This window comes from Belliella kenyensis, assembly GCF_022549675.1.
Lineage (GTDB): Bacteria > Bacteroidota > Bacteroidia > Cytophagales > Cyclobacteriaceae > Belliella > Belliella kenyensis.
In genome coordinates, this window is the sequence record NZ_JAKZGR010000017.1 from 19571 (window position 1) to 40880 (window position 21310).

The 21310-nt window shown below is 37.3% G+C and carries 18 protein-coding genes; 15 read left to right on the forward strand and 3 right to left on the reverse strand.

Annotated elements, in window-relative coordinates; all coding sequences use genetic code 11:
- Nucleotides 1-65: 65 nt before the first annotated feature.
- From MM214_RS16010 to MM214_RS16020, 3 genes are all read right to left on the reverse strand, one after another.
- On the reverse strand, nt 66-1709 hold the full coding sequence (locus tag MM214_RS16010) for a sodium/sugar symporter (protein ID WP_241296944.1): 1644 nt from the start codon (nt 1707-1709) through the stop codon (nt 66-68).
- 279 nt (nt 1710-1988) lie between these two features.
- Nucleotides 1989-4826 (reverse strand): S9 family peptidase, encoded by a 2838-nt coding sequence (locus MM214_RS16015; protein WP_241296945.1) that lies wholly within the window; start codon nt 4824-4826, stop codon nt 1989-1991.
- A 405-nt stretch (nt 4827-5231) separates the two neighbouring features.
- On the reverse strand, nt 5232-5711 hold the full coding sequence (locus tag MM214_RS16020) for a hypothetical protein (protein WP_241296946.1): 480 nt from the start codon (nt 5709-5711) through the stop codon (nt 5232-5234).
- 691 nt (nt 5712-6402) lie between these two features.
- On the opposite strand from MM214_RS16020, the gene MM214_RS16025 reads away from it, so the two are divergent.
- From MM214_RS16025 to MM214_RS16095, 15 genes are all read left to right on the forward strand, one after another.
- Nucleotides 6403-6879, forward strand: a complete 477-nt coding sequence (locus MM214_RS16025; protein WP_241296947.1) for an Lrp/AsnC ligand binding domain-containing protein — start codon at nt 6403-6405, stop codon at nt 6877-6879.
- Nucleotides 6880-7134: 255 nt separating this feature from the next.
- The gene (gene sufB, locus MM214_RS16030; protein ID WP_241296949.1) at nt 7135-8580 is read left to right on the forward strand and encodes a Fe-S cluster assembly protein SufB; all 1446 of its coding nucleotides are present in this window, start codon (nt 7135-7137) and stop codon (nt 8578-8580) included.
- A 174-nt stretch (nt 8581-8754) separates the two neighbouring features.
- Nucleotides 8755-9513 carry a Fe-S cluster assembly ATPase SufC gene (sufC, locus tag MM214_RS16035; protein ID WP_241296951.1) on the forward strand — a complete coding sequence of 253 codons (759 nt, stop codon included), beginning with the start codon at nt 8755-8757 and terminating at the stop codon, nt 9511-9513.
- Nucleotides 9514-9545: 32 nt separating this feature from the next.
- Nucleotides 9546-10823: a Fe-S cluster assembly protein SufD gene (sufD, locus tag MM214_RS16040; protein WP_241296953.1), complete on the forward strand. Its 1278-nt coding sequence runs from the start codon at nt 9546-9548 to the stop codon at nt 10821-10823.
- 8 nt (nt 10824-10831) lie between these two features.
- Nucleotides 10832-12058: a cysteine desulfurase gene (locus MM214_RS16045; RefSeq protein ID WP_241296955.1), complete on the forward strand. Its 1227-nt coding sequence runs from the start codon at nt 10832-10834 to the stop codon at nt 12056-12058.
- Nucleotides 12055-12483, forward strand: a complete 429-nt coding sequence (locus tag MM214_RS16050; protein WP_241296957.1) for a SufE family protein — start codon at nt 12055-12057, stop codon at nt 12481-12483. The genes MM214_RS16045 and MM214_RS16050 overlap by 4 nt, the downstream gene beginning before the upstream one ends.
- Nucleotides 12484-12496: 13 nt before the next feature.
- Nucleotides 12497-12835: a DUF59 domain-containing protein gene (locus MM214_RS16055; RefSeq protein ID WP_241296959.1), complete on the forward strand. Its 339-nt coding sequence runs from the start codon at nt 12497-12499 to the stop codon at nt 12833-12835.
- A gap of 28 nt (nt 12836-12863) precedes the next feature.
- On the forward strand, nt 12864-13283 hold the full coding sequence (locus tag MM214_RS16060; RefSeq protein ID WP_241296961.1) for a BrxA/BrxB family bacilliredoxin: 420 nt from the start codon (nt 12864-12866) through the stop codon (nt 13281-13283).
- A 301-nt stretch (nt 13284-13584) separates the two neighbouring features.
- On the forward strand, nt 13585-14874 hold the full coding sequence (locus MM214_RS16065) for a citrate synthase (RefSeq protein WP_241296963.1): 1290 nt from the start codon (nt 13585-13587) through the stop codon (nt 14872-14874).
- A gap of 129 nt (nt 14875-15003) precedes the next feature.
- The gene (locus MM214_RS16070; RefSeq protein ID WP_241296967.1) at nt 15004-15264 is read left to right on the forward strand and encodes an acyl-CoA-binding protein; all 261 of its coding nucleotides are present in this window, start codon (nt 15004-15006) and stop codon (nt 15262-15264) included.
- Nucleotides 15265-15468: 204 nt separating this feature from the next.
- Nucleotides 15469-17223, forward strand: a complete 1755-nt coding sequence (locus MM214_RS16075) for a DEAD/DEAH box helicase (protein ID WP_241296969.1) — start codon at nt 15469-15471, stop codon at nt 17221-17223.
- A gap of 118 nt (nt 17224-17341) precedes the next feature.
- The gene (locus tag MM214_RS16080; RefSeq protein WP_241296971.1) at nt 17342-18058 is read left to right on the forward strand and encodes a 16S rRNA (uracil(1498)-N(3))-methyltransferase; all 717 of its coding nucleotides are present in this window, start codon (nt 17342-17344) and stop codon (nt 18056-18058) included.
- Nucleotides 18055-18546 carry a hypothetical protein gene (locus MM214_RS16085; protein ID WP_241296973.1) on the forward strand — a complete coding sequence of 164 codons (492 nt, stop codon included), beginning with the start codon at nt 18055-18057 and terminating at the stop codon, nt 18544-18546. The genes MM214_RS16080 and MM214_RS16085 overlap by 4 nt, the downstream gene beginning before the upstream one ends.
- Before the next feature lie 160 nt (nt 18547-18706).
- On the forward strand, nt 18707-19831 hold the full coding sequence (locus MM214_RS16090) for an alpha/beta hydrolase (protein WP_241296975.1): 1125 nt from the start codon (nt 18707-18709) through the stop codon (nt 19829-19831).
- Nucleotides 19832-19873: 42 nt separating this feature from the next.
- Complete coding sequence (locus tag MM214_RS16095) at nt 19874-21307, forward strand: leucyl aminopeptidase family protein (protein ID WP_241296977.1); 1434 nt, start codon at nt 19874-19876, stop codon at nt 21305-21307.
- Nucleotides 21308-21310: the final 3 nt, after the last annotated feature.

A 21310-nucleotide genomic window follows, 5' to 3' on the forward strand; every position in this document is an offset into this window, starting at 1 on the left:
TTTAACTTTAATAAGAATAAATAGAATTTTTAATAAATGCCATTAACTTCCTATCAAAGCTGATTTTACCAGAATACAATGTATAATGCAGCTGTAATCAAGGTGATAATAAATGCACCTACCTTGAATCCAGCACTTGTTTTGAACATATCTCCACTTACATCAATGCTATTAGGATGATCTTTTCCTTTTCCTTCTACTAAGCTGATGATGATCATCAAAGCAGCTAGTACCAAGAATACTACACCCATTCTATCAAGGAATGGAAGAGAAGGCCAAAATTCTTTCAACACTACAGAAAGCGGAATACTCAATGCTGCACCTGTAAGTGCTGCATTCGATGTGGTTTTTTTCCAGAATACGCCAAAGAAGAAAATGGCAAATACACCAGGGGAAACAAAACCTGTATATTCTTGTATGAATTGAAAAGCTTGATCTAATTGTCCTAGGGCAGGAGCTATGACCGCAGCTATGATAAAGGCTACTACGGCTGTAATCCTACCTACTTTTACTTGTTTTGACTCAGAGGCATCTTTACCGAAGTATTTTTTGTAAATGTCCATGGTGAAAATAGTCGATGTACTATTAGCCATAGAGGCAAGAGAAGAAATAATTGCCGCTGTCAATGCAGCAAATGCCAGTCCTTTCAATCCCACCGGAAGTAATTGTAGAAGTGTAGGGTATGCTCTATCTGACTTGATAATACCAGTCACAGGATCTTTCATAGACTCAACAAATCCAGCATCTATGCCATTATTTACTATCACCAATGCTGCAATACCTGGAATCACAACGATGAGTGGCATCAAAAGCTTCAAGAAACCTGCAAAAATCATCCCTTTTTGTGCTTCATCTAAGCTTTTTGCAGCCAAAGCTCTTTGGGTAATGTATTGGTTGAATCCCCAATAGGACAAGTTTGTGATCCACATCCCTCCTACCAATACACTGATACCTGGTAAATCTAAATAAGCATCTCTAACTCCTCCTTGGCCATCTGGCGCCATCATTTCTCCCCTTGATAAAATCATGGAAAAGTGCCCTGGAACTTCTCTTCTCAGCATACCCAGACCCTCCCAAGCACTACCCTCTCCTACCATAGAAAGTGCAATGTATGTGGTAGCCAGTCCACCTGCTATCAAAAAGAAAACTTGAACTACATCTGTCCAAGCAACGGCTTTAAGACCTCCATAGATGGAATATATCATCGCAAATAAAGCCAAACCTATAATACCATAGGTCATATCTAAATTTAGAATCGTATTAAGGCTCAAGGCACCAAGATATAAAACCGAAGTAAGATTGACAAACACATAAAGTGCAAGCCAAAATATAGCCATAGTTGTCCTTACTCTAGTATCATATCTATCCAAAAGGAAGCCTGGCATGGTATAGATTCCTTTTTTGATATATACTGGTAAAAAGAAAATAGCGACCACGATAAGGGTAATCGCTGCCATCCATTCATAAGTTGATATAGCCAATCCAAGCGCAAAGCCTGAACCAGACATTCCTATGAACTGCTCCGCTGAAATATTCGAAGCGATCAATGAAGCACCCACTGCCCACCATGGTAAAGCTTTGGATGCTAAGAAGTAATCTTGTGAATTTTTAACGTGACCTTTCTTCTCACGAGAGACAAAAAGCCCCATGCCTATGATAAGGCAACAGTAGCCGATAAATACTATAAGGTCTAAAGGTTCTAATAACATACGCTGAGTTTGATTAATTGGGGTTTAATTTTGTTTGAGAGGCTCAAATATAAGTTTTTCAACTTATTAATATATGCATTTTGCAAAAATGTGTGGTAGTATCTTTTCATTTGAAAAATTAATTCTATGAAAAACTGTTTTTTTCACACTTATTGAAAAACTTCAAGCTTAACTTTCTCTTGTTTTTACAAACTCATTGTATTCTAAAGAGGAAATCAAGCTTGAAATCTAATTTGTGAATTTAATGTGATAAGTTTCTAATTATGCTTCTCAACAAGATTATTTATCCTCTTCCAATTCATATTTCAATGTTCTTCCTTTTTCCACTGCTGGTAGACCTTCGATCATCCATAGTGGAGCAGGTGCTCCTTTGAGGTAATGGTCGAAGAACTGAGAAAGTCTGATCGAAAGATCCTTTCTGTTTTTTCTTTGAACTAGATTATGATCCTCGCCATTATACTGAAGAAGCCAAGCCGGTTTATCCAATCTCTTCAAAGCCATAAACATTTCTATGCCTTGATACCATGGAACTGCCCCATCTTCGTCATTATGCATGATCAAAACCGGCGTATTTACCCTATCCATAAAAAACAAAGGGGAGTTTTCGATATAGTAAAGCGGCTTTTCCCAGAGGGTCCCCCCTATTCTACTTTGCGTTTTTTCGTATTGAAACATCCTGCTCATCCCTGTACCCCAGCGAATACCACCATAGGCAGATGTCATGTTCACTACCGGTGCTCCTGCACCCGCTGCTTTGAACATATTAGTTCTAGTAATAAGGTAAGCTACTTGGTATCCTCCCCAGCTTTGTCCTTGAATGGCCATATTCTCAGCATCCACAAATCCTCTCGCAACAATAGACTGTACCCCAGGAATGATACAATTATAAGCACTTGGCCCTGGAAGACCTAGGTCATATTTGATATCTGGAACAAAAACTAAGTAATCGTTGCTCACAAAATAAGGAATATTGATGGTAGAAGCACTTGGTGCAGGCGATCTGTACATATGCAAACCATCTGAATTCCTTTCATAGAAATAAACCATCATTGGATACTTCTTGCTAGAATCGAAGTTTTCAGGCTTGAATAACAACCCTTGTAATGGTGTGCCATCATTGGCCAAATAATCAACCAATTCTACAGACCCCCAATTCACTTCTGCCTGCTTAGGATTTGCAAAGGATATTTGCTCTAACTTATTCATCGATAGGTCCGAGGCATACACATCTGCATATTGCTGATAGGTAGATCTTCTTAAAATAATATCCTCGGAATTTTCAGCTTTTTTCAATCCCATATACCTATGATCTGTCATCAAGATCTCCTCTGGAGCTTTGGAACCATTGATATCACCTTTGTAAAATCCATTTTGCTTCGTGAATTCATGAAATGCAGTCAGAATCAAAGGAGATTTCGGATCTATTCCTTCTTCTTCTTCTATTTCTATACGCTGTCTTCTAAACTCGATCTTTTGTGTCCTACCCTCTCCTTTCGTGATGTTTTGAGGAGCAGTTTTTCCTGCTGGGTCTATTTTCCAAATATCATATTTGTCATACACCAAAAATGCCTTGTCTTCAAGAAGCCAACCCGCAGAACCATAACTACCCGGTAATGAAGGAGAATCATGCTGCTCATTATAGACCAAAACGCCTAGATCTTTTGATACATTTTTTGAAACTTTGCTCGCCACATCATATACATACCAAGCACTATCGTAGCTATCATACCAGTAGGCAAATTTACCAGATGGGGAGAGGGATGGTCTTCCAGAGAGCTTCTTTTGAATGAGTGTTTTTGCTCCAGTCTCTACATTGATCAAGTAAATATCAGAACCGACTTGTGTGTCCCAACTGTAAGCTCTCCTGTATGCTGAGTCATCAAAACCTAACGCCAATTTATGCTTAGACTTGGTGTCATAAATAACATTACTCACCTCATCGTCTGCCAGTTGAATCACTTTCTTATCTTTAAGATTATAGGTAGCTAACAAGCTCCTATTCAATTCTCTACTCTTATTCTTCAACTGCATAGGTTGAATTTCAGCATCTTGCCAACCCCAAATATCCAATTTGACACGCTCTTCATCTAGTATGGTCGTATCATCTTCATAAGCATAAGTCACATAATCATGTGTAGTTCCAAAAAACAATCTACTGTCATCATGTGCAAAGCTAATCCTCCCTGACTTGCTTATCATGCCATTTTTCAGAATACCTGGCGTATCTTTTGAGACAATTTTCTGATTGCTTTTCTTCGCAATATCATAAAGGTACAGATCGTAATATGGCTTCTTTGCCTTCAATGAATCCTCTGTAGCTAAGAATGCAAGGTATTTGTTTGACTCAGAAATCTTGGGGGAAACGTAATCAGTCTTGCCCATATCTACAATCTGGGAAACACCAGTATTAAGATCTAAAATAAAGACACCTGCATTTTTCAAAGTATCTTCTTCTGCTTTTATGTAAAATAATTGGGTGCCATTATCAGAAAAACCATATGACTTAACCCGATCATACTCATAAACCGTCTTTCCATCAAATGATCTTACCAACAATTTTGTGCCATCTGTTTTCTTTGGCTTCTCTGGCTTCTCAATTTGAGTAGAATCACCTTCAGTTTGCTTTGTCTGCTTCTTTGCTCCTTCCTTTTCAAAAAGTACCGCAAGCCAATTTCCTTCTTTATCTGGCATGGCAAAAGACTTCACTTTTGCCAATTTCTCTACCAATCCTGAAGTCAAGTCTAAAATAAATAGACTATCCTTTGGCATTTCATCTGGTTTAGTCTTCTTAAGCTTGAGGTGTCGTACTGTATCATATTGAGCCACTACTCTACCCACAGCAAATTTGCTATCATTAGAAAATGACCACCTGTCGGCTCTATTAAGAACAAATCGAGTATCTCCAGGTCGATGGCTAACTATTTCTAATCTACCGTCTCCTTCTTGAGGATTGATTTCAAAACCAATCCATTTCCCATCTTTTGAAATTTTGTCTGATGACAAAGACTCCCAACCATCGTAATCCGTATGTGTCAATGCACGCTTTTCCTGAGCATTTGCTACAAACACTACAAAAAAGCATAGTATCCACAGACACTGTTTTGTATTCAATATCATAGTTTTCACAATTTGAATACAATATAAAAAAACATAAAGCGGATTAGGACTTACTTTTATACCAAAGGGAAATAAATGAGATAAAAAAAGAATTAGGCATTTCAATTATCTTTTAAAATTTTTAAACTAAAAATTATATTCTGATTCAGTTCTAGGAAGTCACAAGGATCATAGGAATACTTAGATGGTTCAAACTTCTAAATGCTTTACAAAAATTTTGGTTGATGGTGGATTTAGGGACAAAAAAAACCCTCTTGTATATACAAAAGGGCTCCTTTTTTATGAAACAGTATTTAAATTATCCTTCTACCTTCAATTGATATTCTTTTACTATCAGTAAATTGAAAACATTTAATTCTTTGGTTGCAGATATTTTTTTCTTTCCTACAAGTGAAAAATTCTATTTTACTTTTTGATCAATAACACAAAGTCTACTGCATCATAATTAGGATAACCTGGTATAGGATCACACTTAGGAAGCTTCCTTAACATATGTCCTACACGCTGTTCCATTCCCTTGTCCACTTTAGTGATCATTTCATAACCTATAAGTTTCCCATTGTTGTTCACATTCAACAATACACTTACTTCGTCTAGCAATGCACTTTCCTTAGTCCTGAAAAGAAAAGGTATATAGCTATCTATCAGCTCAGAGGTACCTTCAGGCCACTCCCAAGCGCATCCAAAATCTTCACTCAAGTCTGAAACTTTAATAAACAAATTTGAGGAATTTCTAAGTGTTTTGCTTTTGGCTATAGGCAACAACTCTACTTTTAAAGCAGCCCTCTCTTCGTCATTTTTGTCAAAACGTAGGTTTTTTTCAGCATGACCAGCTATAGTTATCAATAGAAAAACTGTGGTCAAAGCAGGTAAAATGAATTTCATGAAACGTAAATGGTTAATACACAACGCACAAATATACATCTTTTTCTATTTTGAAATGTGTTTTTTGCACTTTAATTGAGAAATGAGCTATTTAATGTATTCCATAAGAAAATGAGACTATTTCCCAAACTCTTAAAACCAATAAAATTTCAATATCCATTTGCACATTTACAACTCAAAAAAGCTATTTGATCAAAATATAAAGAGAGAAACAGTAAAAACGAGAAAATGTAATTTCTCCAAAATTCTTAGGAAAAAAGAACCAAGTATCTCACACCATCACAATACCAAAGCTATGTTTCTTAAACATTTTTATTTCATATCTGGTAGAGCTTTATTAATGCATAATTTCAAAGTATGATTTGGGAAGATGCAGTGATTCGAGTGATAAAAAATAAAAAAGTCTTGCCAACAGCAAGACCCTTTTCAGAATATAAACCCAAATATAACTTTAGAGATTAAAAGTTTTCAAACATTATACACTTGAAATAAAAACCATAAATGGGAATTTCAAATGAAAATTTGACTCAATTAAGACAAAGCCAAATTAAATTTACTCTTAATTCTTAAATGCCAAAATAAAAGCATTTTAATCAATTTTACAAATTGAAAAATAAATTTTGCATTATTTTAAGTATTTCATAATTTAACGGCATAATCATTACGATAGTAATAATAAAAACTCAAAATAATGGATAAAAATTTAGATATTGATAATGTAGATTTGAAGATCATCTCTCTTCTCAATGAGGATGCTAAAACTCCCTACACAGAAATAGCAAAAAAAGTATTCGTTTCTTCTGGAACAGTGCATGTGAGAATGAGAAAGTTGGAAGATCTTGGAATAGTCAAAAGTGCTACGCTTAACATTGATTTTTCAAAATTAGGCTATGACATTTCGGCATTTTTGGGAATTTATCTAGAAAAAAGTTCTCTTTACGATGCTGTCATCGAAAACCTCAAGCAAATTCCAGAAGTTATCAATGCTTATTATACCACAGGGAATTATAGCATTTTTGCAAAAATCATTTGTAAAGATACCAATCATTTAAGGACTGTTTTGGATAATATTCAAAAAGTGGATGGAATAGATCGTACTGAGACATTGATCGTACTAGAAGAAAGTATCAATCGACCAATTCAGTTTTTTGACAAAACTGGCAAATAAGAATTTGCAACGTTAGTTTAGATTAAATCTAAATAAATTATTTTTATAATTATTCCAATATTTTTTATAATCAAAATCACCGGGTCAAGTTTTTCATTCTTGACCCGGAAATTTATTCAACCCACACATTATAAGATTATTACCATTGATTTTATCAATCTTTCATAGATATTTGAAATCTGATTGAACAATATATTTTAGATAAATGTTGTATCTTCGCAGAACAAAATATAATTAGTCTAAATAACTCACATCATGAGCAAAGACAACCAAATATTAGAAGAATTTACCTCCAAAGAATATGAGCACGGGTGGTCTGTAGACATGGAAGTGGATGAAGCCCCTCCTGGTCTCAATGAAGAAATAATCAAATGGATTTCTGCCAAAAAAGAAGAACCACAATGGCTTTTAGATTGGAGGCTCAAAGCATTCAAAACTTGGTCGGAAATGACTGAGCCAGAATGGGCTAATGTCACCTACCCAAAGATTGATTTACAAGCATTAAGATATTATTCAGCTCCTAAGAAATCTAAAAAACCTAAAAGTTTAGATGAAATAGATCCTGAGTTGCTTCAAATTTATGAAAGATTAGGTATCTCACTCAACGAACAGAAAAAACTACAAGGAATCGCAGTAGATGCGGTCTTAGATTCTGTATCTGTTGGCACGACTTTTAAAGACACACTTTCCAAATTAGGGATTATATTCTGCTCATTCTCTGAAGCTGTCAAAGAACATCCAGATTTGGTTAAGCAATACCTTGGTTCTGTAGTACCAATGACGGATAATTACTATGCAGCGCTTAACTCAGCTGTATTTTCTGATGGTTCGTTTTGCTATATACCAGCTGGAGTAAGATGCCCAATGGAGCTTTCTACGTATTTCAGAATCAATGCTGCCAACACAGGACAGTTTGAGAGAACACTGATCGTGGCGGAGGACAGTTCATATGTATCTTACCTTGAGGGATGCACTGCTCCACAACGAGATGAAAATCAGCTACATGCTGCGGTAGTAGAAATATATGCTGCGAAAAATGCTGAAGTAAAATATTCGACTGTTCAAAACTGGTTTCCAGGTGACAAAAATGGCAAAGGAGGTATCTATAATTTCGTAACAAAAAGAGGAATCTGTGCTGGAGATAATTCAAAAATTTCCTGGACTCAGGTAGAAACAGGTTCTGCTGTGACTTGGAAATATCCTTCTTGTATTCTCAAAGGTGACAACTCAGTGGGTGAGTTTTATTCCGTTGCGGTAACCAACAACTACCAGCAAGCAGATACAGGGACTAAAATGATTCATATTGGGAAAAATACCAAGTCAAGAATTGTATCTAAAGGTATCTCAGCAGGAAAATCTCAAAACTCATATAGAGGCCAAGTCCAAGTAATGAAACGAGCCACCAATGCGAGAAACTTCTCTCAATGCGACTCACTCTTAATGGGCGACAAATGCGGTGCTCATACTTTCCCATACATCGATATCCAAAATTCTTCAGCTAAAGTTGAACACGAAGCTACAACCTCTAAGATCGGTGAAGATCAACTCTTCTATTGCAACCAAAGAGGAATTTCTACAGAAGATGCGGTAGCACTTATCGTCAATGGATATGCAAAAGAAGTTTTAAATCAACTTCCTATGGAGTTTGCTGTAGAAGCACAGAAGCTATTGGCTTTGACTTTGGAAGGATCTGTAGGTTAAAATTCACGTTAACACACAAATCTTAACACACTCTCTACGAGCAAAATGCTGTGAGATTGAAAAGTAATACATCAAGTGCTACATAGCAGAAAAATAGATTCATCTAAATTTTCTGCTTTCTTGAATTAAATAAAATTAAAACTTGCGCTAAATCTTAGCATCATCATATCAATTATGTTATCAATAAAGAATCTACATGCCTCTATCGAAGGCACACCAATACTAAGAGGCATCAACTTAGAAGTAAAGCCAGGTGAAGTTCATGCCATCATGGGTCCAAACGGATCTGGTAAATCTACTTTGGCATCTGTATTAGCAGGTAGAGAAGAGTATGAAGTAACTGATGGAAGTGTTGACTTTTTAGGTAAAGATCTTCTTGACCTTGCACCAGAAGACAGGGCTAGAGAAGGTGTCTTTTTGGCATTCCAATACCCAGTAGAAATCCCTGGTGTTAGCTCAACAAATTTCCTAAGAACTGCCGTAAATCAAGTAAGAGAATACAGAGGCCTGGAACCTTTGGATGCTGTCAAGTTTCTCTCTGAAATGAAAGAGAAAATGAAGCTTGTAGAGATCGATCAAAAACTTCTTAGCCGAGCTCTAAATGAAGGATTTTCTGGTGGTGAAAAAAAGAGGAATGAAATATTCCAGATGGCTATGCTAGAACCTAAATTATCAATACTAGATGAAACAGATTCTGGACTTGACATTGATGCTTTGCGTGTAGTGTCAAATGGAGTAAACAAATTAAAAAGTAATGAAAATGCAACTATCGTAGTCACTCACTATCAGAGGTTGTTAGATTATATTGTACCTGATTATGTTCACGTTCTTTACAAAGGAAGAATTGTAAAATCGGGGACAAAAGAATTAGCCTTAGAATTGGAAGAAAAAGGATACGACTGGATCAAAGAAGAGGTAGATGCCGCTGTATAATTTTCCCTTTATCTCCTAATCAATGCAAACCAATGAAAACTATTCAAATAAATAAGGCTACCCAACAATTTCTTCAAGTTCAACCTGCTCATTCCAGTTTTTCAAACTTGAGAAAAACTGGTTTGGAGATTCTTGAACAAGAAGGCTTGCCTCATATCAAAGAAGAAGAATACAAATTCACCTCTATCAGCAGAAAAATAGAACAACAAATCCAAGATTATAGATCTGCATCATCAGTAAAGTTAAGTGCAGATCAAGTCAGCGAAGCTTTGTTCAGTGATTTTGAAGGTGATATTATCGTATTCAACAATGGTAGATTTGAACCTTCTCTATCCAGAGTGTCTGATGAAGGTTATACCATTTCTACCTTAAGTGAAGCTGCTAGCGCTTTGCTAGGAACTATCGCCAATCCTGAAGCAGATCCATTTATTGCGCTGAACAACCTGTTCTTTGAAGATGGAATATTTCTAAAAGTACCAAAAGGCAGCTTGGTTCAAAAACCTATATTTCTCCTTCATTTCAATCAAGCCCAGGAAGGGCAAGCTATACATGCGCGTGTCCTTATCGAAGTAGAAGACCAAGCAGAAGTCACGCTATTGGAAAACACCATTTCGCTCGACGAAGCAGCGTACTTTTCTAATACAGTCACGGAGGTAAAAGTAGGATCCAATGCGCATGCTCATTACTACAGACTTCAGAATGAAAATAAACAAGCTATTGTAACCAATAATTTTGTAACTGACATTCATAGATCAGCTACATTCACTACGGTAGCTACCCAACTAAGTGGTGATATGCTGAGAAACAACCTGAGTTTGAACCTCCTTGAATCTGGTTGTGAAGGAAATATGTATGGATTATATCTTCTCAATGGCAAAACTCACGTAGACAACCATACCAATGTAGATCACACCAAACCTCATGCAGACTCCAACGAGCTTTATAAAGGGATTTTGGCAGATTCATCAAGGGGTGTATTCAATGGTAAGATATTTGTTCGTCAGGATGCACAAAAAACAAATGCCTTTCAGCAAAACAACAACATCCTACTTTCTGAGGATGCGATCATAAACACCAAACCACAACTGGAAATTTGGGCAGATGATGTGAAGTGTTCTCACGGATGTACCACAGGTCAATTGGATGAAGAGGCATTGTTTTATCTCCAAGCACGGGGTATTGGCAAAGATCAAGCACGCGGACTTTTGCTATATGCTTTTGCTGGAGAAGTTCTTGATCACATTGCCTATGAGCCTTTCAAAGCATATTGCATCGAAATGGTTCAGGAGCGATTAGGAACTCAATTTTGATAAAATTCATGGCATTAGATATTCAAAAAATAAGAGCACAATTTCCCATTCTTCATCAAGAAGTCAATGGGAAACCTTTGATCTATTTTGACAATGCTGCAACGACGCAAAAACCACAAGAAGTAATAGATGCCTTAAGCAACTACTACCATACGGATAACTCAAACATACACAGAGGTGCTCATACTTTAGCTGATCGTGCTACGAGGTATTATGAATCGACTAGGACTTTGCTCAAGGATTTCATCAATGCGAAGGAAGAGGCTGAAATCATATTCACGAAAGGCACCACTGAAGGTATCAATTTAGTTGCTTCTTGCTTTGGGAAAAAGTTCATTGAACAAGGTGATGAAATTATCATTTCCACGCTTGAGCATCACTCGAATATCGTTCCTTGGCAAATACTATGTGAAGAAAAAGGCGCAAAGCTAAACATCATCCCTATCAATGAGGCAGGTGAAATAGACTTTGAAGCATTTGAAAACTTGCTAAGTTCAAAAACAAAGCTAGTCAGCATCGTCCATGCTTCCAACGCTCTAGGTACGATCAACCCAGTTGAGAAAATCATCACCAAAGCCCATCAAGTGGGTGCAAAAGTACTACTAGACGGAGCACAATCTAGTTCCCATTTGGAAATCGACGTTCAAGCACTGGACTGCGACTTCTTTGTGCTTTCGGCACACAAGCTCTATGGTCCTACCGGACTTGGTATACTTTATGGCAAAAGAGAAGTCCTAGACGCCATGCCTCCATACCAAGGAGGTGGTGAGATGATCAAAGAAGTGACATTTGCAAAAACGACCTTCAATGAGCTTCCGTTCAAATTTGAGGCTGGCACGCCCAATATTGCTGATGTGATTGCTTTTGGAAAAGCATTGGAATTCATCAACGAATTAGGCAAAAAAGCTATCAAGGCACATGAAGATGAACTCCTCTCCTACGCTAGTGCTGAACTTTCAAAAATCAATGGCTTCATTCCTGTGGGAACTGCCAAGGACAAAGTTTCAGTGATCTCATTCAATATCAATGGCATGCACCCCTTTGATGTTGGCATGATGCTCGATGCCAATGGTATCGCCGTCAGGACTGGACATCATTGTACTCAGCCTTTGATGCAGAGATTTGGCATAGAGGGAACTGTTAGGGCTTCATTCGCTGTTTATAACACCAAGTCAGAAGTAGATGCTCTGGTAGCTTCAGTAGCCAAAATCGCAAAATTGAAAAACAAATCATGAGTATAGATAAGGTTCAGGAAGAAATTATTGAAGAATTTGATATTCTGGGAAGTGATAGAGAATCTACCATTTTCTACATTATGGAAATAGGTGCCAAACTGCCAGATATGCCAGAAAGTGAAAAAACCGAAGAAAACATCATCAAAGGATGTCAATCAAAAGTTTGGCTCACTGCAAGGGAAAACGACGGTAAAATCAATTTCTTAGCAGATTCAAATACTGATATTACCAAAGGCTTGATTAGTCTATTGATAAGAATCCTTTCAGGAAGAACACCAGAAGAAATCCTCAAGGCTGAGTTACACTTCATCGAAAGAATCGGAATGGGTAATATCATAGGCTCCCAAAGATCCAATGGACTAGCAGCCATGATTAAGCAAATGAAACTCTATGCTTTGGGATATCAGGCAAAGCTCAACTCCTAAAAAATTTCAAAACATGTCTGAAACGAACAATCTTCAGGAAATCCCTGCTCAAGAATTAAAAGAAAAAGTAATCACAGCAATCAAACAAGTCTATGACCCTGAGATTCCTGTTGATGTATATGAATTAGGTCTGATTTATGAAATTAGTGTTTACCCAGTAAACAACGTATTCATATTGATGACTTTGACGTCTCCTAATTGTCCCTCAGCAGAATTCATACCTAGTGAAATCAAAGATAAAATTCAACAAATTCAAGGAATCAACCATGTGGAGCTAGAGTTGACTTTCGACCCTCCATATTCACAAGATATGATGTCTGAGGCAGCTAAACTAGAGCTTGGTTTTCTATAATTTTAAGTATACAAAAAACGATTAAAATATGTATCCAGAGGATTTAATTGCTCCTATGAGGGCAGAACTTACAGATGTAGGTTTTCAAGAATTCAGAACTGACGAAGATGTCGTCAATCACCTCAAAGACCATAAAGGCACCACTCTTGTGGTAATCAATTCAGTATGTGGATGTGCGGCTGGAGCTGCTAGGCCAGGTGTAAGATTTGCACTCGAAAAAAGTAGTGTAAAACCGACCTACCTAGCCACTGCATTTGCTGGAAATGATGTATCTGCCGTAAATAAATTCAGAGAAGTAGTCCTTCCATATCCTCCATCTTCACCTGCAATGGCTTTTTTCAAAGACGGTGAATTGGTTCACTTCATAGAAAGACATCACATTGAAGGAAGGAATGCACAAATGATAGGAGAACATTTAGTGGAAGTATTTGAGCACTTCTGTAAGTAATTAAAAGCCCTTTGGGGCTTTTTTTTCTGCTAAAAAAATATAGAAATTTTCAAACTTTTTTTCGAAACTAAATTTGGAAATTCATTATCTTCACGAACTTAAATCCTTGAATCAGCGAAAAGGACTTAAGTTCATTTAAGCTCTTTACTTTAAGTCCAAGCAATTACTATCAAAACCTAAGCCTAAAAGAAGTCGTAGGTTTTAAATAACATGTAAATAACACTCATTTTTGCTAACTTAAGGCGCTGAAATCAGTTAATAAAACATTAGAATCAATAAACTAATTATTAATAATCAATCTATGTCCGAAATAGCTAAGTTATCATACGGCGGGAAGGAATACGATCTCCCAGTAATTGAAGGAACAGAAAACGAGAAAGCAGTAGATATCGCCAAATTGAGAGGGCAATCAGGCTTGATCACCATTGACCCAGGGTTCAAAAACACTGGCTCAACAACTTCTGCCATCACTTACTTAGATGGAGAAAATGGAATTTTGAAATATAGAGGTTATAAGATAGAAGATTTAGCAGAGAAGTCTTCATTTTTAGAAGTCGCATATCTTTTGATATACGGCGAATTACCTACACAAAAAGAATACGAAAAATTCACCAGAGAAATCACTACACATACTTTGGTACACGAAGATATCAAGAAAATACTTGATGGCTTCCCTTCCAACTCTCACCCTATGGGAGTATTATCTTCTTTAATTTGTTCCCTTACAGCATTCTATCCTGAATCTCTGGATCCTACAAGAAATGAAGATGCCGTCAATCTCAGCATCATCAGACTTCTAGCGAAGATGCCTACTTTTGCAGCTTGGGCATTCAAGAATAAAGTTGGGCATCCTGTAAACTATCCAGACAATAGTCTAGATTATTGCTCAAACTTCCTTAAAATGATGTTTGCGCTACCAGCAGAACGCTATGATGTAGATCCAGTAGTATCCAAAGCTTTGGATCAATTGTTAATTCTTCATGCTGATCATGAGCAAAACTGCTCTACATCTACAGTTAGAATCGTAGGATCATCACAAGCTTCTATTTATGCTTCTATCTCTGCTGGAATCAATGCCCTTTGGGGTCCACTTCATGGTGGAGCAAATCAAGCAGTAATTGAAATGCTTGAAGCAATCAAGGCTGATGGTGGTGACACCAAAAAATTCTTGGACAAAGCTAAAGACAAAAATGATCCATTTAGATTGATGGGCTTTGGCCATAGAGTTTACAAAAACTTTGACCCAAGAGCGAAAATCATCAAAAAAGCAGCTGATGATGTACTAGCCAAACTTGGAGTAAATGATCCTGTATTGGATATTGCAAAAGAACTTGAAGAGGCTGCTTTGAGTGATCAATATTTCGTAGAAAGAAATCTCTATCCAAATGTAGACTTCTACTCAGGTATCATCTACAGAGCACTTGGAATTCCTACAGACATGTTCACCGTTATGTTTGCTATCGGCAGACTACCTGGATGGATTGCACAGTGGAAAGAAATGAGAGAAAATGGTGAACCAATCGGAAGACCTAGACAAATCTACACTGGTGCCACTGATAGAGATTATGTATCTATGAACAAAAGAGGTTAATTCAACAACCAAATAAAGGAACATAAAATCCTCCAACAGAAAAAGTTGGGGGATTTTTGGTTTTTGAAGTAGCAAGAAAATAGTTTAATACCTATATTTGGAAACTAAAACAAATAAAACGAGTTTTCTATGCAAGCTAATACGATCGAAGAGGCCATCGCACTAACCAAAAAATTCACTTCTAAGCCATCAAATGAAGAGCTTTTGAAAATCTACGCCCTGTACAAGCAAGCATCAGAAGGCGATAACGAAACCGAAAGACCTGGTGGATTTGATTTCAAAGCAGCAGCCAAATACAATGCATGGCTTGCACAAGCTGGAAAGAGTAAATCAGATGCAAGTCAAGAATACATAGCATTCATTAATGAAATTGCCCCTAAATACCTTTGATGACCAAATTATTTTTTAAAATTCAATAGTAAAAATTCAGAATATTCCAAAAACATTCTAGAATGATTAGGAATTCCAAATAATTACCCATACCTTTGCACACGAATTAAAATATAACATTTTTCTAGCCGTGGGTTTCCTTACTGTCGCTTACAATAGGAGGTTCTTAGGAAATCATGGTTGAGAAAAGTAAGGAAACATTTCATGGAACAAGAATTATTATTCTCAGACCTTGGGATTTCAGAAGAAATCCTAAAGGCGGTGGAAGAAATGGGCTATACCCAACCTTCCCAAATTCAAGCACAATCTATCCCATTACTTCTTGAAGGAAGAGACGTTATCGGACAGGCCCAAACAGGCACTGGTAAGACAGCTTCTTTTGGTATTCCTATCATCGATTTGGTAGATCCAACTTCAAGAAAGCCACAGGCACTAATCCTTTGTCCTACAAGGGAACTTGCTGTGCAGGTAGAAGGTGAGATTGTGAAACTTTCAAAATTTAAAAGAGGAGTTACCAGCACATGTATATATGGTGGTGAATCCATTGATCGACAGATCAAGAGCCTTAAAAGAGGTGTTCAAATCGTCGTAGGAACACCTGGACGTATCATGGATCACATGGATAGAAGAACATTGAATCTATCTGAAGTTAAAATGATCGTATTGGATGAGGCAGACGAAATGCTAGACATGGGCTTCAGAGAGGATATCGAAACTATCCTTAGCTCTATGAATGAAGATAGACAGACAGTCTTCTTCTCCGCCACTATGCCTAAACCAATTTTGGATCTTACAAGAAAATACCAAGATAATCCAGAGATTGTTAAAGTATTGAGAAAAGAACTTACTGTAGAAAACATAAGTCAATCTTACTATGAAGTAAAGCCAGGATTGAGAGTAGAATTGATGGCCAGATTGATGGATATCAATCAGTTCAAGCTAAGTGTAGTATTCTGTAATACCAAAAGATCTACAGATGAAGTTACTGAAGCTTTGATGTCAAAAGGTATAGGAGCAGAAGCACTTCACGGAGACCTTTCTCAAGCACAACGTACCAAAGTAATGAATAAATTCAGAAAAGGTACTTGTACAGTTCTTGTTGCTACAGACGTAGCTGCAAGGGGGATTGACGTAGATGATGTAGAAGCAGTGTTCAACTATGACCTTCCACTTGATGAAGAGAACTATGTTCACCGAATCGGTAGAACAGGTAGAGCAGGTAGATCAGGAATGGCTATCAGCTTTATCACTGGTAGAAAAGATACTTACAGACTTCGTGACTTGGAGAAATTCATCAAGACTAGCATTACAAAAATGGATCCTCCTTCTGTGAGTGATTTGATAGAGCTAAAGAAAGCATCTCTAGTAAAGGATATCCATAGAGCAATCAGCAAGGAAGAAAACAACCAGTTTATCGAAGAGGTAATTGGTCAAATGCTTACTGAAGGCATTACCATGGAACAGGTTACTCTTGGAATGGCTAAACTTTACCTTGGTGATTCACTTAAAGAAATGGAAGACCAAAACTTTGGCTTAGACTTCGGAAGTAGAGAAAGAGGTGGAGAAAGAGGCGGAAGAAGAGAGCGTGACTTTGGAGGTAGAGGAAGATCAGAGGGAAGATCAGAGCGTGGAGATAGATTCTCAGGAAGAGATAAATCAGATCGTGGTGATAGAGGTCCAAGAAGAGAAAGACCAAGCAGAGAGAAAGGTGTAAGAGAGCCAGGAATGGCGAGACTTTTTATCAATGTAGGTAAAAAAGACAGGATTCGTCCAAACGATATCGTAGGTGCTATAGCAGGTGAAACAGGCGTACCAGGAAGAAGCATCGGAGGAATAGACATATTCGATAATTTCTCTTTCGTAGACGTTCCACAGAAAGATGCACAACACGTAATCAGCGTGATGAAAAACAATACCATCAAAGGAAAAGAAGTTAACATTGAGATTTCAAAAGGTTAATTCATAAAGGTTAGTTAGTAAATTCAAAAAGCGTGTCCGGTTTGGTCACGCTTTTTTTGATTTGCATCAATCTTATCCCGAGGATTTATTATTTTTACAAATTCAGAAAAAAACAATCATGCAGTTATTTTTCACATCAAACATCACAGGAGATATATTAGAATTAGATCAAGAAGAATCCAAGCATTTGATAAAGGTTCTCCGAAAATCTCAAGGAGATCCCGTACATTTCACAGATGGACATGGTAATCTTTTCCATTGCCGAATAGTAGAGGCTAATCCAAAAAAAGCTGTTGTGCGCATTGAAAGTAGTGAATATCATCCCGAGGATGACTATCACATCCATCTAGCCATATCTCCCACCAAAAATGCAGATCGTATGGAATGGATGATAGAAAAGCTTACTGAGATAGGTGTACACGAAATCACTTTTATGGAGTCAGATTTCTCTGAGAGAAGCCATCTCAAACTTGAAAGGCTTGAAAAAAAAATAGTAGCTGCTTGTAAGCAAAGCATTAAGACTAGACTACCCCTTGTCAATCCACAAAGGCCACTGAAAGACCTAATAAAGGATGAAAAATTCAATGATTATCAGCGATTCATAGCCTATGTGGACAAAGAAAATGACACTCATTTATTTGCAAGAGCACACGCAAATCAATCATATTTAATCCTCATTGGGCCAGAAGGAGATTTTTCACCACAGGAAATTAAATTGGCTTTTGACAATCATTTCATACCTTGCTCTCTTGGTAAGAGTCGTCTTAGATCCGAAACAGCAGCTGTAGCTGCGGTACATACATTACAAATCAAAAACCACTTGAAAAATTTATGAGAAAATCTGTACTAATTTTAGCAACATTCGGCACCTTGATTTCTTGTCAAGTAAACCACCAAGAAGAAAGAACTGCTGTAGGCAGCGGAGGATGGCTTGAAGGAACCACTGATGAAAAGTTTGAAGAAGTTGCTCACCAAATTGGAGGCTTCAGCAAAACAATGATTGAGGTTTCCTATAGATATTCTGAACTATACTGGGCAGGGATGGATGAAAACTGGGGTTATGCTGATCACCAAGTTGAACATTTACTTGAGGCATTAGAGGATGGATTGAAACGCAGAAAAGAGAGGGCTCCATCTGCTGAAAGCTTTTTGAAAGAAGCCATTCCAAACATTGAAGAAATCATTAAAAAAGAGGATAAAGAAGAATTTCTTAAGGGCTTTAGAGCATTGACTTCTGCCTGTAATGCATGTCATGCAAAAGAAGGGGAATCTTTCATCGTCATCAAAGAGCCAGAAGTAAGAACATCTCCAGTAAGATTTTAATTTTGAAAATTCATTCAGAATTTTCATTGTTGACAGTTAAGGAATCACACTATTAGACTATGATTCTTAGACTGTCATCATTTATTATTGATATCTCTCTTTCGTTTTGAAATTTAAAATCACGATACGAAAAAAACTTTCACACAAGTAAAATTCAAATATGACTTTTCAACCTAAAGATCATCTACCTGTCTCAGGCCGAGGTTTGACGATAGTATTAACGACAGACGAAGATGATGAAAGACCAGTCTATTTGTCGGGCACCTTTAATGCTTGGGCTACCCAAGACAAGAGGTTTCGCATGCGTAAATTAGAAGAAGGTAAGTACACCTATCAATTTCCAGATGAATTACAGCTGAGCTATCCAATGGAATATAAATTCACCAAAGGAGATTGGTCTGAAGTGGAAATAGACAGATACGGTAACAAAACCCCTAATAGAAAACTCGAAAAGCCCGAGCAAATAATTGAGGAAAATGTTCCCAGGTGGAGAAAAAATTGGCTTCCATTCAAAGAAGAATATCTTCCTAAGATTCACCTAATCTCGGAAGAATTTGAAATTCCACAACTCAACAAAAAAAGGAAAATCTGGGCATTACTTCCAAATGACTATGAGGAGACTGATGACACCTACCCTGTTTTATATTTGCACGATGCTCAAAATCTTTTCAATGAAAATGCTGCCTATGGCAACTGGCAGATAGATAAAAAATTAGCTGTAATGGCATACTATGGGATCGGAAAACTCATAGTCATTGCCATAGAACACGCTGAAAGTGAAAGAGTAATAGAATACAATGTCGGCAATACCCGTCTCGGAAAAGGCCAGGGGAAGAAATATATCAGGTTCATTACTGATACTTTGAAGCCATTTGTAGACAAAAATTTCCGAACAAGACCGCAAAGAGAATATACAGGTATAGGAGGAAGTTCGATGGGGGGACTTGTGAGTATTTTCAGCGGACTGATGTATCCAGAAGTATATGGTAAGCTCATGATCTTCTCCCCTTCTCTATGGGTACTTCCCAAAATTAAGTTTTCATTTCTGGATATGGATGATGTATCTGACACAAAAATCTACCTCTATGCAGGAGGTGAAGAGAGTGAAAAAATGATCAAACACGTCAAAAAATTCAAAAAGAAACTCTTGAAAAAAAATAATTTTGATGGTAGAATGAAAATCAGACTTTCGATCAATGAAGAGGGAAAGCACAATGAAAGCTACTGGAGTGATGAATTTCCAAAAGCAATGGAATGGCTATTCTTCAGTGATAAATCTGAGTAATAATTATTAAAACTTTTATTTAAAATCGCTAAATCCTAAGCAATGAAAATCAGTATAAAGAAATCCCTATCCGATCTACAAGGTCTGATAATTTTACCATTTTTTGAAAGTGAAAATGAGGTCAAATTGCCAGAGAACCTCAGCCACAGTACCATTTCTTCTAGAGTATTCAATGGGAAAAAGGACAGTATTTACATGCTTGAAGATGAAAAAAACTTACTTTTTTTCATTGGTCTAGGTAATTCAGATGCTACTTTCAAAAGTATTCAAACAGCTTTTAGAAGAGTGACTGCCAAGCATGAATCTATTTTCGAAGAGGATTTTAACATCATTTTCTCGAACGATTTTTCTAACGAACACATACAAGCAGCTATTACGGGGTTGAAGCTCGGCACCTATAGACTTTCGCATTTCAAGAGTACTGAAAAAGAAAAAAAAGATTGGAATAAAATTAATTTGACCCTAATATCAGAGAACTCAAATCTTGAAAAGATTGCTAAAGACAGTATAGCCTTGGCGTCTGCTCAGATAGAAACGATGAAGTTGGTAGATCTTCCAGCCAATGAAGTAACTCCTACCTACTTAGCCAACTGGGCACAAGAAAAAAGCAAAGAATTAGGCTTCAAAGTGACCATACTAGAAAGAAAGGAAGCAGAAGAGATTGGCTTACATGCATTCTTGGCTGTAAGTCAAGGAAGCAGTGTCAAAAAATCCCCCAGATTTATCATCGCCGAGTATAGACATGAACAGGCTAAAAAACACCTTGGATTGGTGGGTAAAGGGGTGACATTCGACACTGGAGGTCTCAACATCAAAACAGCCGGCATGGTGCATATGAAGTGTGACATGGGAGGTGCAGCAGCTGTTTTGGGTTCATTTACAGCAGCTGCAAGCTTATCTTTACCTATCAACTTGACAGCAATCGTGCCTTGCGTAGAAAACAGCATTGACAATGACTCATTTTTACCATCAGATGTCATCAGAAGCTATAGTGGCAAGACCATAGAGGTAATTGATACTGATGCAGAAGGGAGGCTTATCTTAGCAGATGGATTAAGTTATCTAGTAAAAAATTATAATCCTGATTCAATCATTGATTTGGCTACCCTAACAGGTAGTGCAGTAGGAACATTTGGGTACGAATGTGCAGCTCTTTTTAGCAAAGATCAATCCTTATCAAGCGCAATTCAAGAGGCAGGCCTGGCAGTCGGTGAAAAAACATGGCCCTTGCCTATGTGGGATAGCTACGGCAAAGAAATGGACAGTGAAATTGCAGATATCAAAAACTACCACGGAAAACCATTTGCTGGAGCCATTACAGCTGCTAAATTCCTTGAAGCATTCACGGACTCCCATGTCTCATGGGCACATATCGATATTGCTGGTACTGCTTTTGGGGATTCGGAATTTGCAAAAACAAAACATGCAACTGCATTTGGTGTCCATTTAATTATTAAATTCATCGAAAAATTATAAGCT